The following is a 14,628-nucleotide window of genomic DNA, read 5'->3' on the forward strand; positions in this document are numbered from 1 at the left end:
CAAAGCGCACATTCTCTTCTTCGATGATCTTCCTGATTTCGTCGATTGTCATGAAAACACCTCCTCTTGAAAATTGGAAGTTTTTGTGATAAAATCATTATCCCCAACATGAAAAACGCTGTGAAAGAGTGGATTGGGTAGAAATCAAAAAACAACCAACCTTTCTGTCCCCAGGGACAGAAGGGTTTTGTTTTTTTGCATCTTTATGCCTAGAATATATCAGTGATTTATGAAGGGCAAATTATTTGGACGTTAAAAAGCGATTTAGGATCAGGTGCAACACGAAAAAAAATGCATAGCCGATTAATATTCCAAGTGAGCTTCTGTACAGAGAGACAAGGATGGGTGTTTTGATGTGACAGAAGGTATTGAACATGGACACAAGAGCGATACTTCCAAAACTTTCCCTGAAAAAGTCGTACTCTCTGAAACCCTCCAACCAGAAAAACGGATAACAAACGATCTCCTTGAAACGGGGGCGGATCACCAGAGCACTTTCGAGCCAATCTCTGATCTTCCTCTCTAGGCTCAGTACCAATCCTATGTTTCCGGAGCGCATCACATAATAAACCCCCACAGGAACAGAGAGCAGGAGAAGGGGAAGGTATTTCTTCCAGTTCTTTCTGTTCTTCCAGAAGCCTTTTAAGAATATGACTCCAGGTAGAAGAACAAGAGACAGTTTTATACCACGGAAATCCAGAATTTGATTGAGATGGTAAACGTCACTGAGACTCAAGGACAGCGATATGGAGAGCAAAAGAAAACTGAGCACTTTTAACCACTTCTTTTTCGGAATAAAGTACGCTCCCAGTGTACCAATCGAGAAGAGCAAGGACACGAACCATTCCTCCGAAAAGGGTAAAAGCACGGTGATAAAAAGAAGCCGAGGATCCAGCGAAGCAAGAAGAAAGAGGGGGGGTATCAGAAACATCCACTTTGGGAAGTGAGGTGCTGGCTGCGGGGGAGTAGGGAACGTGGTGATGTTTCCCTTGAAATATTCGGTGAGTCTTTCGACAAGGCGATCCTTCCACTCGATGTTCCTCATCCATAGCACCTCAACACTTCGCTCCAGCACAGCTCTTCTGTACCTGTGAAACAACGCATCCTCGTCAAGGTTCATCTTCTTGATCTCTTCTGATTTCACCGTGTGAATGCGGAAGAACAGGCCATCTTCTTTCAAAAGAGCAACTTTTCTTGCGAAGTTGTACGATGGATCGAATTCCACGATTCCGATCCACTTCCCTTCAAGTTTTTTTGCAAGGGTATGAGGATCCCAAAAACGCGGGTCTCCTTTAAGGATGACCACTTCGGCATCTTCTGGAACGTCTTTTTTGCTCGAAAGATCGAAAAGGACAACACGCTTTCCATCGATCATGTCGTCGAACAGAAAGGAAAATTTCACTCCCTTTTGGTCTGACACAATTCTCTCAGGAAGAAAGATCACAGAGAGAATAATGGAGCTCATCAGAAACGCCAGATAAAGGCTATTTCTCAAGTTTGAAAGTTTCCTCACCTATCTTCACCTCGTAGTGATTTCTCGTCCATCCAAAAACCACATTTCCTTTTATCGAAATATCTCCTAGTTTGATCCTCTTCTTCGGGCCAAAGTATATCAGAGTGGGCCGTTCAGAAACTCTCACAACGTGCGGGAAATTCGTCACGAAGAAGGCACTGTTCACGTTCCCAAAGTTGTCCACAGCTTCCACGAACACAATATGGCGACCATTGGGAATCTTTTCTACCTCTTTCCCATCGCAGAAGATCTTCACGCTGAAAGAGGAAGCGTCCTTCACCGTTGTAGGTGAGACAATGACAGGTGGGGAAGTATCTTTTACCAGAACCTTCAATCTCATGAAATTTCCGTTTCTATCACAACCGATAAGATGATAGACACCAGGAAACACGGGAGTGAAGGTGTCGAGCTTTCGGCCAGTTGCAGGGTCGTACCAGTCGGCGTAGGAAGGCAGAAGGAGAGTTTCACCGAGTTCAAGAAATGACTGGAACGTCTTCACTTTGTAGGAAGCAGAAGACGTGGTCAGTGAAAGCTCAATGGTGTTACCCAGTGAATCTCTCACTTCAACGATTATCTTGGTAGCCTCTACAGTATGGAAGACCAATCCGCCATGCTTTCCGTTCCAGCTGACAGTGAAAGTAGAGTCATCTGTCACCTTCAAAAGAACAAGCGTTCCAATGAAAGGATGAAAAATCTTGAAAAGCTTCACCACTGGAGGTCTGGGAGTGACGTCGATGGTTCCCTCGATCTTTCCTGGAACTTCAAATGAGTCGTAGAAAAGAGAAAGATAAAATTCTAGCTTCTTTCTGGTGATCGGTCCTTTCACAACAATTTTTTTTGGCGAGAAGATATCGACGGGGAAACTGTCGTATACGAAGGTACAGTCCGTACAGCTCAGAAGCTCGTCCAGAATGTCGGTGGGAACCCGGATATCACCGATGACTGTTCCGATTGTGATACCGTTCTTTAGAACGATGGCGGTGCTCTCTGGAAGATCCAAAGTGATACCCCTCACGTTCGGAGGAGTGTAAACCGTCTCGACGGATGACTCGAAAGGCTCGATCGCGCTGGACACCTCAAAAGAAAACATTTTCCTCGTCGAGGAGATTATCCCTGTGTGGTTGTAATCGTTGAAAACTACCTTTGAAGAAAACAAAAGAGCATGCAAAAGGAAAACCACTAAGAGAGAAACTCTTCTAACCATTCATCACTCCTCTCTTCCAGGAGCGCTAAAACGTTGAGAAGATCTTCTGTAAGGGGTGCTTTGAGATCTTTCTCTTCCTTAAACCAGGGGTCAAAGAACCTCATGCGATAGCTGTGAAGGAAGTGTCTTTTCAAAGCGTACTTCTTTCTGAAATCCCTGTTGAAATGCTTGTCACCGTATGTGTTGTCGCCCACAATGGGAAAACCTATCTGGGAAAGATGCCTTCTTATTTGGTGTTTCCTTCCGGTGTGTATCCTCACCCTGAGAAGGGATACGTTTTTCATGGGTTGCACCGATACGATCTCAGAAACCGCTTCCTGATCGTCCAATGGAATGGTGATCTTCAAGTTGCTTTCGGGTACTCCTTTCACGAGCGCGATGTATTCTTTTTCCACGTTTCTCCCTCTGAACATCTCTGTAAGGGTCCTTGCGGCTTCTCTGCTTTTTGCCACAATCAAAAGGCCGGATGTGTCCTTGTCCAGTCTGTGAACGAGAAAAGGTTCGAATCCCCGTTTTTGCCCGTAGTAGAGAAGCCCTTCTATCAATGTGGCAACGTGTACACCTTTTCCAGGGTGTATGGCAACCCTCGGTGGCTTGTTCAGAGCAAGATAGTTATCGTTTTCGTGAAGTACGTCAAGTTTCATGGGAACTGGAGTGAGATCCTTTTTTTCGGATCTTTTTGGAAGATTTTCCAGATTAACATATTTGATTTCAACAACGTCTCCTTCCTCCAGATCGAATCCAGGATCTCTCACCCGTTTTCCATTGACGTATATCTTCCCTTTCCTTATGAGCTTGTAAATGATGGAAAGGGGCAGATCCTTTAAGCTGCTTCTCAAGAATTTGTCCAGCCTTCTGTAGAAGTTTTCTTTCGTGACTTCTATTCTCATGTTCCTCATTTCTCCTGGACGATCTCGTTTTTGTCATTCAAGATTATTGTTTTGGCCTTCACGGGTGTGTCGCTCAGGGTGAAAGCCATGATGATCACCTTATCCCCTTCTTCGGCGAGCCTTGCCGCTGCTCCGTTCAGATTTATCTCCCGGCTTCCTCTCCTTCCCTTTATGACATACGTTACAAACCTTTCCGCGTTGTTGAGGTTCACCACCAAAACCATCTCTCCCTCGCTGATACCAACCCTTTCCATCAATTCTTCGTCTATCTCTATGCTCCCCTCGTAGAACAACTTTTTTCCTGTCACCGTTGCCATGTGAATTTTCGACTTCAAATATATGTTCAACATCATCTCACCCTCCCGAAAGATTTTACCATGCAGTTTTGTGCTATGATTTTGCATAGAGTACCTGCTGCAGGAGGGGAGAAACATCTACAAGCAATTCGCCCGCGTGTTTCACGAAGGACCTTACACTGCTTTTTCAAGAAGAATTGCCCATAATTTCACCAAGATTATTGAGAACTTCCATATCCATGGAAAAAAGGTGCTGGACGTGGCTTGTGGAGAAGGAACATTTGCTGTTGAAATCGCAAAACAAGGATTCGAAGTGGTAGGAGTGGATTTATCACCCGAAATGCTCAGATTCGCTGTGGAGAGGGCAAAGAGAGAAAACGTATCCGTCGTCTTTTTGAGAATGGACATGAGAAATCTGAACTTTCAGGAGGAGTTTGACATCGCCACATGCTGGTTCGACAGTTTGAACTATCTCCTGGAATTCAAAGATCTGAAAGAAACGTTCAAAAGGGTATGGAAAGCTTTAAAACCAGGTGGCTTTTTCCTCTTCGACATGAACACTATATACGGCCTGTTCATGGCAAGCCAAGAAGGCCCCATATACATCCAGCAGGACAGTTCGAGTGTTTTTGAAGTTCAGGATATAGAATTCGATCTGGAAAACTCCTTGGCTACCTTCTACGTGACGGTCTTCGAGAGAAAAGAAGGAAACCTCTGGGAGAGGTTCGATGAGATACACAGAGAAAGGGGCTATAGAGCTAGAGAGATAGCGAGTGCTTTGGAAGAAGCGGGGTTCGTGTTCTCTTTTTACGATGACCTTCTGAGCAAATCGCCAGTGTCCAATTATAGTCGAAGACTTTGGTGTGTTGCAAGAAAGGAGATCGAAAGATGAGATTTCGAGGTGGAAGGGGATTTCAAGGATGGTGGATAGCCAGTGCCCTCCTTCTGCTCATAGCAGAGAGGCCTTCACATGGATACGAGCTCGCAGAAAGACTCTCAGATTTTGGAATAGAGGTACCCGGTATCGGTCACATGGGAAACATCTACCGTGTGCTGGCCAATCTCGAAGAGAGCGGTCTTGTCTTCACCGAATGGGACACATCGGGAAGTCCTCCCAGGAAAGTGTATAGAATCACGCCGCAGGGGAAAATGTACTTGAGGAAGACTTTGAAGAGCCTGGAGGAAATGAAAGAGAGAATAGAGATACTTGAAAGGAGGATAAAAAGGGCACTTCAGCTGTAGAGTTCTTTTTCGATTTTCTTCAACTCCCTTTCTACTTCCTTTACGTCTATCGTGGGATATTTACCATCGTAATAAACCCACCTTCCTGCCACCATGGTGGCAAAGACGTTCCCCGAAAAGGCATGAACGAGATGATTTTTGAGATATTTGGAAGGAAACATTTCAGGAAGTTTTAGATCGATCACCGTCAGATCGGCATTCCACTTTTCTTCCAGTCTTCCGCTTTTGAACCCCATAGCTTTTGCTCCTTCGATCGTTCCCATTCTCAAACACGTGTCTACATTCATTCTGCGTGGATCTTTCATTTTCTGGAGAAGGCTGGCAAGCCTCATCTCGAAAAAAAGGTTCAGGGAGTTGTTACTCGCAGATCCGTCCGTCCCAAGCGTGACTTTCACATCGTGTTCGATCATCTCCCAGATGGGAGCGATGCCGTTTCCGAGTTTCAGATTGCTGGTAGGATTGTGGGAGACAAAGAAAGGAAGATCTTTCAGCTTGTCAAAGCTTTCCTTCGGAAGGTGAACGCAGTGGGCTGCTATCGTCTTCACTTTTTCCATACCCAGTTTCAGAAGTTCTGTTAAGCTGTAGTTCTCTTTCGATGTCTCGTAGAGGTGTATGGTTATGGGAGCATCCAGAAACTCTGCGACATCGAAGATCTTTCTCAGGTACTCCTTTGAACACAGATACGGTGAATGTGGTCCGAATCCAACCAGGATCCTTCCATCGAGTTCGTTCCATTTGTGGTAGAGCTTCAGGTTTTCATCGAGGCGTCCGCCATCGTCCCCCTGATCGTCGACCAGCCCGCGCGTGAGGAGTGCCCTCATACCGAAGTCCCTAACTGCTCTTGCAACCCACTCTTCATGGAAGTACATGTCGACGAAACCAGCAATTCCGTGTCTTGCCATCTCCATTTGAGCAAGGAGAGTACCGTAGTAGACCATCTTTTCCGTCAGTCTGTTCTCTATGGAAAGTACTCTGGAGAACAACCAGTCTTCGAAACTAAGATCCTCTGCGATCCCTCTGAGGAGAGTCATCGGGGCATGGGTATGGGTGTTGAAGAGGGCAGGCACGATTATCTTCCCGGAAAGATCCAGCTCGGCTTCCACTCTCCCTTGAATCACTCGTTTTATGATACCACCCTCTATCTCAACGGCCCCCAGAAACGGTTCGGAAGAGTAGTCTTTCAATATCAAGCAGTTTCCCACGATCATTCTTTCCTCTCCTTCCACAGGGCAAGAAGAATCTCGAGAGAGTTGAGATCTCCTATTATTTCACCCTTTTCATTCAAAACGGGCATCTCCTGCACGTTGTTGTCGATCATCATCTTCAGAGCTTCCTCTATCGGTGTGTCCAAGCAAACGTGAATGGGGGGCATCATTATCTCAAAGGCACTCTTTGCTACCAGTTTTTTCATAGAAGAGCGAACAAGTTCTTCCTTTGGAATGAACCCGAAAAAGTGGAACCCTGTTACCTTCAGAAGATGAAGAACCGGTATCATACCAACGAGCTTGTTGTTCCTCACAACATAGACAGTTCTTGTGATGGGATCTTCCAGTATTTTGTTAACGATCTCCTCTATGGGTGCGTCCTCTTCCACAATCGTGGGGTTCAGGGATATCAATCTGCACACATCCTTCACTTTCATGATCTCACCTCAATATCTGATCAGAAGATACAATCCTGATACCAGAAGACTGAGTATGAGTACGGGAAAACCTATTTTGAAATAATCCCAGAAAGTTATGTGTTTTCTATCCGCGATCAGCGAGGTGCCTATGATGTTCGCAGACGCCCCAATCAAAGTACCGTTCCCTCCCAGGCATGCTCCCAAAGAGAGTGCCCACCAAAGGGGTCTCAGATCGGAAAAAGTTTCCGGCGACAGGATCGCCAGTTTTCTTATCACTGGAATCATCGTTGCTGTAAACGGGATGTTATCGACAAAAGCCGAACTTATGCTGGATATACCCAAGACGGATATCAGAGCACGCTCCATCTTTCCTCCAGACATCCTGGAAACGAGCGCCGAGATCTCCTCCAGAATACCCGTCTCTTCCAATCCACCAACGACGAGAAACAGTCCTATGAAGAAGAAAATCACACCCCATTCGATCTCTTTGAGAACACCTTCTACCTCCTTCTTATCCAAGAAGGCAAGAGAGAAGAATCCAGCGAACAAAGCCACTTCGAAACTCTCCAGCCCGAGTACCTTTTGAAGGGAAAAAAGAACGAGAACAAAAATTGTCAGTGTTATAGACAGATAGAAGAGTTTTTTGTTGACAACGGCCCTTTTCGGATCAAACCCTCTGACCACTTCTATCGGCACTTTTTTGAAGATAACTCTCCTGTAAACGATCGAGAGGAATCCCATTACGACGAAGAATACCAAGATGGCAGCGGGGGCCACGTTGAGAACAAAATCTGAAAAATGAAGCTTCGCTGCCGAGGCGATCATTATGTTCGGAGGATCTCCTATCATCGTGGCGGTTCCACCTATGTTCGACGAAATGATCTCGGATATCACGAAAGGTACCGGATCGAGGCCCACCGTATCGCAAACCACGAGGGTAACCGGCACGAGCACAAGGATCGTCGTCACGTTGTCCAAGAAAGATGAAAGCAGAGCCACAAGAAGATTGATCGAAAGAAAGAACACAAACACGTTTCCTCTGGAGAACTTCACGGAGTACAATCCCAGGAAATGAAACAAACCGCTTCTCTTCGTAACGGCAACGAAGATCATCATGCCTATCAAGAGGAAAACAGTGTTGAAGTCCACGTATTTGACCAATGCTTCGACTGGATCTCTGAACACAAGGAAGAGGGTGGCACTTCCTCCCAGCATGGTAATGACCGCTCTGTGGTGTTTTTCCAGAACGATGAAGAGGTATACTATTATAAAGATCAGAAGGGAAACGAGAGCGCTTTCGAACAAAATATCTCCTCCGGAGGTATCAATTCGATGAAAAGGGTCTTTTCTTCGATCTTCGCTATTATACCTCTCTTCTCTTTCGCCATTGTAACTTTGAATTTAAGCCTGATCAGTACGGATCAAGCCTCGTCTGTTTTGATGGATGTGAAAAGTAAGATATTCGAGCTTCTACCCGAAGAAGCAACCATTACCAACTCATCGACGGCGACGTTCTCGATGACCTTCTTCCTTTCGTACAACGCAACGAACGATATCTACGTTGGAGAGTGGAAGTACGGAGATGAAACGGTAAGATACGAGTACACTCCCAAAGGATACAAGTATTACAGAGATTTTGTGATGGAATGTGCCTCTTTTCCCTTGGAAAAAGTGTCTTTTTATCTGTTCTCAAAGGACGAGTTTCCGGACGTGTTTCGTCTCACATACCACCCCGTCCTCGACGAGTACTGTGATTTTTCCAGCGAGTATTTCGTTTTTTCGTCAGAGAGACTCTCAGGAAACAGGAATTTGTTTCTGGTAGACAGGAAAGATGGGGAGCTCCTCCCCATGCCCATATACGGCAGCAGCGAATACTTCCCTAGGATATCTCCAGATCAAAAGTATCTGCTCTTTCAGGGTTCACTGCATGGAAACTGGGGTATATACTACATGCCGATCTCAAGCGATTATTCTTCAAAAATAAAACTCATCTCACGTGGTAGATTCGCAGCGTACAACCCGAACTGGCTCGACGAAAACACGGTGGTATACGTCCAGGAGGACGCCACTTCGAATCATCTCGTTGTGAAGGATCTCGTAACGATGAGGGAGAAGACGTATTACCTTCCGTTCGACTGGATCTTCACACCTGTTAAAGGAAGGGAGGGGATCGTCTTCGTTGGGTTGAAAGAATCCGATTTTGGAATATACGAGCTCCTCCCAGATGGAACGGTGACGGTCTTGGAGAACAGTCCTTACAACGAGTTCGATCCGGACGTGTTCGGTAATTATTTGATCTTCTCCTCGAACAGGGATGGGGTTTTCAGGATATATGCCAAGGAACTGAACACGGGAAAAGTCTGGTGTCTCACAAAAGACATCTCTTACGATGCTTTCTACCCCGCCTTTTCCGAAGATGGGAAACTCGTCGCCTTTTCCGTGTACGAAAAGGGCAGAGAGCCCGATATATGGATCGTACGCTTCAGAGTTCCTCAAGAGTGACAGATAAATAGCCCCGCAAGCCCATCCTTTTCAGGGGATGGGTAAGGGGCTTGGTTGTTATTTAATCTTTGTGCTACAATACATAGAGATCTTCACCTTGCGATAGAGGTGAAGAATGAGTACAAAAGGTATCCTGGGAGAAATCCCAGGTAGTGGTGGGATTGGCACCCGCCAGAGGTGTAAGGTTTGATCCGCACCTCTGTGGCCATGGAGCATCAAATGCTCCGTGGAAGGCAGCCTGAAAGAGCTACTAAGAATCCCATCCCCTTTAGGAAATTGGGAGTGTCAAGTTTTTCACAACGTGCACCTTCTTTATGAATCCTCCAACAGATTCAACTACTTCCAGTTCTTTTTCAAGTCCGCGCGATATCTCACCGTTGGTGAAGATGCCCACTTCACTGGCACCATAAATGTACGCCGCCGCTACGAGCTCTTTGACAACGTCCTTTTCCACGGCAGAGCTTCTCATTTTCACCTGGAAAACAACAGTTTTTCCGTGCTTTTTTGCGATGATGTCCGCGCCAAAGTCTTTACTCCTGCGTGTCATTCTCACCGCTCTGAAACCGTGTTCCTGCAAATATTCTTTTGCGAACTCCTCGAATTGATAGGGATTCTTCAGACCGACTTTTAAAAGAGACCTCAACCTCTCCTTTCTCTTCCTTTTTCTGAGCAAAAACCAGATAAAAATAAGGCTAAAAGACAACAGAGTCAAAACGATATATGTCATTTCTTTTCACCTTCGTTCTGTGAATTTTGAAAGTCCTTTTCATCCTCTCAATGGCTTCTTGAGACTCTCTCGTGATGGAGGAGTGAACCACCCTCACATCGCGTACTCTGTTCACATAGGCAGTGTAGAGAATTTCTTTCACGACATCGAAGTTCACAGTTCCAACCGCTATGAGAAGTTTCCTGGCGCCCTTTTTTATTAAAAACAGCTCACAGCCGTTTACCGCCTTCTGGATGATATGGTATCCCCTCCTCTCGTAGTACTTTTTCACGGTTTGACAGACGTAATCTGGTGTTATCTTTTTTTTCTTCTCCGAGAGCGCGAGAAGAACAATGAAAAGGACGACAGCAATCGTGAGGGCAAGGCCCAAAATGCTCATTTTCATCACCCTTTTCTATGATATCAAACGTGGTATCATTTGATGAGGAAAGGAAGGTGGAAACGTGAAGGTAGAAGAGGCAAAACTTCTGGCTAAAAAGATCATGACAGCAGGAGAGATTCCCCTTCTAGTTGGCCACTTCGGGGTTGGGAAGACGGATATCGCCAGGGACATCGCGAGAGAAACAAATAGGAAATTGATCATACTGGTTCTCTCTCAGATGGAGCCAGGGGATTTGATAGGACTTCCCGCACGGTCCGAGGAGAAAACTGTTTTTCTGAGACCCGACTGGTGGCCAGAGGACGGGAACACCATAGTCTTTCTGGACGAGATAAACAGGGCACATCGGTCGGTTCGAAACGCCATCATGCAGCTTCTTGTGGACCGGAGAATTCACAACCACGTTCTCCCCGAAGGGACCTGGATCATGGCAGCTATGAATCCTCCAGAAGAAGAATACGACCAGGCCGATCTCATAACAGATCCCGCTTTCATATCTAGGTTCTTCATACTCGAAGTCAACCCGGACGTTTCGGAGTGGCTGGAATGGGCAAGAAAAAACGGTGTCTCAGAAAAGGTGAGAAGCTTTATAAAAAATTACCCGGAGTTTCTTTTCCCAGAAAGAAGTCTCTCTTTGAAGACATCCCTGAAACCCTCTCCACGGAGTTGGTACAAACTTTCGAACGTTCTGAGGGTTCTAACGGAGGAGGAAATAGAAAAGTATGGATATGTGCTGGCTGCGGGTATCGTCGGGCCAGAGGCAGCAAAAGCCTTTTACGACTCTTTTTTCCAGAAAACCCGGGTACCTTCCGTGGAGTGCGTGTTGCTGAGAGGTGAGATGAAAAATCTGGAAGACGTTCACGCGGCGAACACACTTGTCTTGAGAGTTGTGGACTTTTTGAACAAAGTAGACAGAATTACGCTCGAGAAAAATTTAAACGTGATTTCGGAGAATCTTTCGAAACTCGCCGAGAGGATTCCAAAGGAGTCCTTCTATGGAATTCTGAGGTTCATAGTTGATGAATCCCAGAAGGAGGGAGAAAAATCTGATCTCTTCGATAAAATCCTGGAGAAAATGGTGGAAAAGGAGGAACTTCGAAGAATGGTGAGTGAGATATGAAATCTGAAGAGCTGATCAGAAAAGCTGTTTTGAATCTGGGTAAAAAGTCTCCATTTTATTACTACGTGCTCCTCGGAATGAAGATTGTCCCCTCAAAATCTATCAGGAATTTGAAAGTCTCTTTTTCCACAACGGGGGATGTGACACTACTTTACAATCCCAAAATCCTAGAAAGAAAACATGTGAGAATGATCGAAGCCCTCCTGTTACACGAGGTTATGCATGTGATTTTTCAGCACTTTCGAATAAAACCGAAAGATGAAAGGGACAGGAAGATCTGGGATCTTGCCATGGATGCGGCCATCAACCAGTACATACCTGAGCTTGCCGCTTTTGGTGTTCCGCTCAACGTCCTGGTCGAAGAAGGGCACTCTGTGGACAACGATACGCTGTTCGTCCTGCCACCCGAGTGGATGATGTTCGAAAACGCAGAGACCTACCACAGATGGATTCTTGAAGAGATGGAAAGACTTGGAAGATACGATATAGAAGCGGTCTCAGAGTTTCGAGAAGGTGTAGACGATCATTCGGGGTTGTTCGAAGAAGACGTTCCAGTTGAGATGATTTTGGAACTTACAAAAGACAGGGCTAAAAAAGCTTTCAATTTGTTCGGGGATTCGCTCCCTTCTGGAGTTAAGAGAGAAGTGCAGCTCTCACTGGAAAACCCTGAACTTGACTGGAAGACTCTCATTAGACGTTTCTTCGGTGTTTCCATAAAAGCAGATCGATACACCACTCCTTTGAGACCGAACAGGAGGTATGATCACCTTCCAGGATGGCGGAACGAATATCTCCCCAGAGTGGCGGTGGTGGTGGATACCAGCGGAAGTATTGTGGAAAAGGAGTTGAACCAGTTCGTATCGGAACTGGAAAGAATAGCCAATATTTTGGGAGAGGAAATCTGGCTCGTTCAGGTTGACAGGGGTGTGACCTCCGTTGTCAAGTACAGGTCCGGAGGATGGCGGGACTTGGAAATAGTGGGAGGCGGGAGTACCGACCTCCAACCCGCTGTTGACTACTCGGAAAGAGTGTTGAGGATGGAGGGCACGATCGTCTTCACCGACGGCCACGCGGACGTTCCTCTCGCAAGAAGAAGAATTCTTTTCGTGCTCTCCAGATTCCACAACGAGGATTTTCAGAGAGAGGCTCGAAAGATGTACGGTAAGGACTCGGTGGTGGTGTTGTCGTGAAGGAAGATCTGGCGTCCCTTTTGAAGGATTTCACTCTCGCAAATCCGTTGAAAGAATACGAAGAGAAACTCGACAATGTTCATCTTCATGTGTTCGTGCTGAGAATAAAAAAACATCGCTTTCCAGCACTCTTTCTCATGATAAACGCATCCGACAGAAAACTTTTGAATCTCTCCGTTGAGGATCCGTTCGACAGAGAACCCTGTATATACAGAATTTCCATGGGTATCCCAGACACCCTTCTCTCATTCTACAGGAGACTCTTCGGGGAGGTAGACTCAGTTTCTTCGGGGATTTTTCGTATGCCGTTGAGGGTGAAAGTTCTGCGATCGGCTGGTGACAAAACTTGGCTTCGAAAGATATTCCTTCAGGAACGAGTGAAAGGCGAGGAGTTTTTCCTGTTTCAAGAGAGAATATCGAACGGGCACCTGCAGAAACTTTTCGATCTTCTGAACTCAAGGCTGAAGTTGATTCTGAAAAACGAAGGAATAGACGTGTTTCTCGATTTACCAGAGTGGGTTGAAAGAGATCATGTGTCCTTGCTTCACGAGATAGGGGTTCTTCTCAGAAAGAAAGAGAACATCCAACCAGCTCAGAACCCCGAAGAACGGACGTTTCTCAGCTTGAGGATCAGTTACGATAGATTCTTCGAAGAAGACTTCGACTTGAAGTCTTTCGTGGAAAGCTTCTTGGACAGGTTGAAGAAGATATACGAGGCAACTATTTCGATGATATAATAGACAATGTACGAAAACTTTCCAAGGAGGGGCGAAACATGAAGGTAAAAGTCGACACAGATGCCTGCATCGGCTGTGGTGTTTGCGAGAACCTCTGTCCAGACGTCTTTCAGCTCGGTGACGACGGGAAAGCCAAGGTTCTCCAGCCTGAAACTGACCTTCCCTGTGCGAAAGACGCTGCTGATAGCTGTCCTACCGGTGCTATCAGCATTGAGGAGTGAAGAAAGAGGGGTGGGTTTCCACCCCTTTAGAATTTTTTCAGATCTGTTTCTTTTTCTCCGTTGACTCGGTAAACCCGTTCGTTGGATAATTATTTCTAGCACTCCTTGTACGGGGGTTTCCCAGAATGAAAGAACGAATACTCCAAGAAATAAAGTCCAGGGTGAATAGAAAAAGTTGGGAGCTCTGGTTCAATTCTTTCGAGGTGAAATCGATAGAGGGAAACAAGGTAATCTTCTCCGTGGGTAATCTTTTCATAAAAGAATGGCTGGAGAAGAAATATCATTCAGTGCTTTCCAGGGCAGTGAAAACGGTTCTCGGAAACGATGCCTTTTATGAACTGACCTACGAGTCGTTCGATCCACACACATCTTACAGCGAACCCCTCGTGAGAAAGAGGGCTGTTCTTCTTACACCATTGAATCCTGATTACACTTTCGAGAACTTCGTCGTTGGACCGGGGAACTCTTTTGCCTATCATGCCTCCCTAGAAGTTGCAAAGCATCCGGGAAAGTACAACCCACTCTTCATATACGGAGGAGTGGGACTCGGAAAGACACATCTCCTCCAGTCGATAGGGAACTACGTAGTCCAGAAAGAGCCCGATCTGAGAGTGATGTACATCACCAGCGAAAAATTTTTGAATGACCTGGTCGACAGTATGAAAGAGGGCAAACTCGTCGAGTTCAGAGAAAAGTATAGAAAGAAAGTAGATGTTCTTCTGATAGATGATATCCAGTTCCTCATAGGAAAAACAGGTGTTCAAACCGAGCTCTTCCATACTTTCAACGAACTCTACGACTCTGGGAAACAGATAGTCATCTGCTCTGACAGAGAACCACACATGTTGAAAGAGTTCCAGGATAGGCTGATTTCCAGGTTCCAGATGGGACTCGTCGCAAAGTTGGAACCTCCTGACGAAGAAACAAGGAGGAACATCGCTAGAAAGATGCTCGAAGTCGAAGACGGTGAGCTCCCAGAAGAG

17 protein-coding genes and 1 pseudogene are annotated in these 14,628 nt (G+C 45.9%); 9 read left to right on the forward strand and 9 right to left on the reverse strand.

The features are described 5' to 3' along the window. Positions 1-241 precede the first annotated feature (241 nt). Genes J7K79_RS02775 through panD form a run of 4 tightly spaced genes read right to left on the reverse strand, consistent with a single transcriptional unit; the run spans position 242 to position 3,957 of the window. A complete protein-coding gene (locus J7K79_RS02775) occupies positions 242-1,513 on the reverse strand; it encodes a DUF5693 family protein (protein ID WP_296904944.1) in 1,272 nt (423 codons plus the stop codon). Next, on the reverse strand, positions 1,485-2,717 hold the full coding sequence (locus J7K79_RS02780; protein ID WP_296904946.1) for a hypothetical protein: 1,233 nt from the start codon (positions 2,715-2,717) through the stop codon (positions 1,485-1,487). Before J7K79_RS02780 ends, J7K79_RS02775 begins: the two co-directional genes overlap by 29 nt. Beyond that, a complete protein-coding gene (locus tag J7K79_RS02785; RefSeq protein ID WP_296904948.1) occupies positions 2,693-3,607 on the reverse strand; it encodes an RluA family pseudouridine synthase in 915 nt (304 codons plus the stop codon). The genes J7K79_RS02780 and J7K79_RS02785 overlap by 25 nt, the downstream gene beginning before the upstream one ends. A gap of 5 nt (positions 3,608-3,612) precedes the next feature. Further along, a complete protein-coding gene (gene panD, locus J7K79_RS02790) occupies positions 3,613-3,957 on the reverse strand; it encodes an aspartate 1-decarboxylase (protein ID WP_296904949.1) in 345 nt (114 codons plus the stop codon). A 103-nt stretch (positions 3,958-4,060) separates the two neighbouring features. Between panD and J7K79_RS02795 the strand changes: the two genes are divergently transcribed. Continuing rightward, positions 4,061-4,795 (forward strand): class I SAM-dependent methyltransferase, encoded by a 735-nt coding sequence (locus J7K79_RS02795; protein ID WP_296904951.1) that lies wholly within the window; start codon positions 4,061-4,063, stop codon positions 4,793-4,795. After that, entirely contained in the window at positions 4,792-5,145 is a 354-nt protein-coding gene (locus tag J7K79_RS02800; RefSeq protein ID WP_296904953.1) for a PadR family transcriptional regulator, read from the forward strand. The genes J7K79_RS02795 and J7K79_RS02800 overlap by 4 nt, the downstream gene beginning before the upstream one ends. Here the strand turns inward: J7K79_RS02800 and J7K79_RS02805 are convergent. Genes J7K79_RS02805 through J7K79_RS02815 form a run of 3 tightly spaced genes read right to left on the reverse strand, consistent with a single transcriptional unit; the run spans position 5,136 to position 8,074 of the window. Next, positions 5,136-6,353: an amidohydrolase gene (locus tag J7K79_RS02805; RefSeq protein WP_296904955.1), complete on the reverse strand. Its 1,218-nt coding sequence runs from the start codon at positions 6,351-6,353 to the stop codon at positions 5,136-5,138. The genes J7K79_RS02800 and J7K79_RS02805 overlap by 10 nt on opposite strands. Next, positions 6,350-6,787, reverse strand: coding sequence for a CBS domain-containing protein (locus J7K79_RS02810; RefSeq protein ID WP_296904957.1), 438 nt, complete (start codon positions 6,785-6,787; stop codon positions 6,350-6,352). The genes J7K79_RS02805 and J7K79_RS02810 overlap by 4 nt, the downstream gene beginning before the upstream one ends. A gap of 9 nt (positions 6,788-6,796) precedes the next feature. Continuing rightward, complete coding sequence (locus tag J7K79_RS02815) at positions 6,797-8,074, reverse strand: ArsB/NhaD family transporter (RefSeq protein ID WP_296904959.1); 1,278 nt, start codon at positions 8,072-8,074, stop codon at positions 6,797-6,799. 27 nt (positions 8,075-8,101) lie between these two features. On the opposite strand from J7K79_RS02815, the gene J7K79_RS02820 reads away from it, so the two are divergent. Both J7K79_RS02820 and J7K79_RS02825 read left to right on the forward strand, forming a co-directional pair. After that, complete coding sequence (locus J7K79_RS02820; RefSeq protein WP_296904961.1) at positions 8,102-9,271, forward strand: hypothetical protein; 1,170 nt, start codon at positions 8,102-8,104, stop codon at positions 9,269-9,271. Between the two features lie 114 nt (positions 9,272-9,385). Next, positions 9,386-9,513: pseudogene (locus tag J7K79_RS02825) on the forward strand (RNA-guided endonuclease TnpB family protein); the annotation flags it as partial. A gap of 26 nt (positions 9,514-9,539) precedes the next feature. Here the strand turns inward: J7K79_RS02825 and J7K79_RS02830 are convergent. Together J7K79_RS02830 and J7K79_RS02835 are read right to left on the reverse strand one after the other, a co-directional pair. Next, positions 9,540-9,914, reverse strand: a complete 375-nt coding sequence (locus tag J7K79_RS02830) for a YraN family protein (protein WP_296904963.1) — start codon at positions 9,912-9,914, stop codon at positions 9,540-9,542. A gap of 49 nt (positions 9,915-9,963) precedes the next feature. After that, positions 9,964-10,377, reverse strand: a complete 414-nt coding sequence (locus J7K79_RS02835) for a hypothetical protein (protein WP_296904965.1) — start codon at positions 10,375-10,377, stop codon at positions 9,964-9,966. 64 nt (positions 10,378-10,441) lie between these two features. Between J7K79_RS02835 and J7K79_RS02840 the strand changes: the two genes are divergently transcribed. The 5 genes from J7K79_RS02840 to J7K79_RS02860 all read left to right on the forward strand — a co-directional run. Continuing rightward, complete coding sequence (locus tag J7K79_RS02840; RefSeq protein WP_296904967.1) at positions 10,442-11,497, forward strand: MoxR family ATPase; 1,056 nt, start codon at positions 10,442-10,444, stop codon at positions 11,495-11,497. Further along, a complete protein-coding gene (locus tag J7K79_RS02845; RefSeq protein WP_296904969.1) occupies positions 11,494-12,687 on the forward strand; it encodes a VWA-like domain-containing protein in 1,194 nt (397 codons plus the stop codon). Before J7K79_RS02840 ends, J7K79_RS02845 begins: the two co-directional genes overlap by 4 nt. Next, on the forward strand, positions 12,684-13,424 hold the full coding sequence (locus tag J7K79_RS02850) for a DUF4895 domain-containing protein (protein WP_296904971.1): 741 nt from the start codon (positions 12,684-12,686) through the stop codon (positions 13,422-13,424). The genes J7K79_RS02845 and J7K79_RS02850 overlap by 4 nt, the downstream gene beginning before the upstream one ends. A 38-nt stretch (positions 13,425-13,462) precedes the next feature. Then, positions 13,463-13,645: a ferredoxin gene (locus J7K79_RS02855; RefSeq protein WP_296904973.1), complete on the forward strand. Its 183-nt coding sequence runs from the start codon at positions 13,463-13,465 to the stop codon at positions 13,643-13,645. Positions 13,646-13,770: 125 nt separating this feature from the next. Next, the coding region (locus J7K79_RS02860; protein ID WP_296904975.1) for a chromosomal replication initiator protein DnaA at positions 13,771-14,628 on the forward strand (858 nt) is incomplete at its 3' end.

The sequence above is a fragment of the Thermotoga sp. genome, assembly GCF_021162145.1.
GTDB lineage: Bacteria > Thermotogota > Thermotogae > Thermotogales > Thermotogaceae > Thermotoga.

Excerpts from the sequence above, each read along its gene's own strand:
- J7K79_RS02800 (WP_296904953.1), top strand. The coding sequence starts at position 4,792 with ATGAGATTTCGAGGTGGAAGGGGATTTCAAGGATGGTGGATAGCCAGT.
- J7K79_RS02845 (WP_296904969.1), top strand. The coding sequence starts at position 11,494 with ATGAAATCTGAAGAGCTGATCAGAAAAGCTGTTTTGAATCTGGGTAAA.
- J7K79_RS02805 (WP_296904955.1), bottom strand. The coding sequence starts at position 6,353 with ATGATCGTGGGAAACTGCTTGATATTGAAAGACTACTCTTCCGAACCG.
- J7K79_RS02855 (WP_296904973.1), top strand. The coding sequence starts at position 13,463 with ATGAAGGTAAAAGTCGACACAGATGCCTGCATCGGCTGTGGTGTTTGC.
- J7K79_RS02835 (WP_296904965.1), bottom strand. The coding sequence starts at position 10,377 with ATGAGCATTTTGGGCCTTGCCCTCACGATTGCTGTCGTCCTTTTCATT.
- panD (WP_296904949.1), bottom strand. The coding sequence starts at position 3,957 with ATGTTGAACATATATTTGAAGTCGAAAATTCACATGGCAACGGTGACA.
- J7K79_RS02810 (WP_296904957.1), bottom strand. The coding sequence starts at position 6,787 with ATGAAAGTGAAGGATGTGTGCAGATTGATATCCCTGAACCCCACGATT.
- J7K79_RS02820 (WP_296904961.1), top strand. The coding sequence starts at position 8,102 with ATGAAAAGGGTCTTTTCTTCGATCTTCGCTATTATACCTCTCTTCTCT.
- J7K79_RS02780 (WP_296904946.1), bottom strand. The coding sequence starts at position 2,717 with ATGGTTAGAAGAGTTTCTCTCTTAGTGGTTTTCCTTTTGCATGCTCTT.
- J7K79_RS02785 (WP_296904948.1), bottom strand. The coding sequence starts at position 3,607 with ATGAGAATAGAAGTCACGAAAGAAAACTTCTACAGAAGGCTGGACAAA.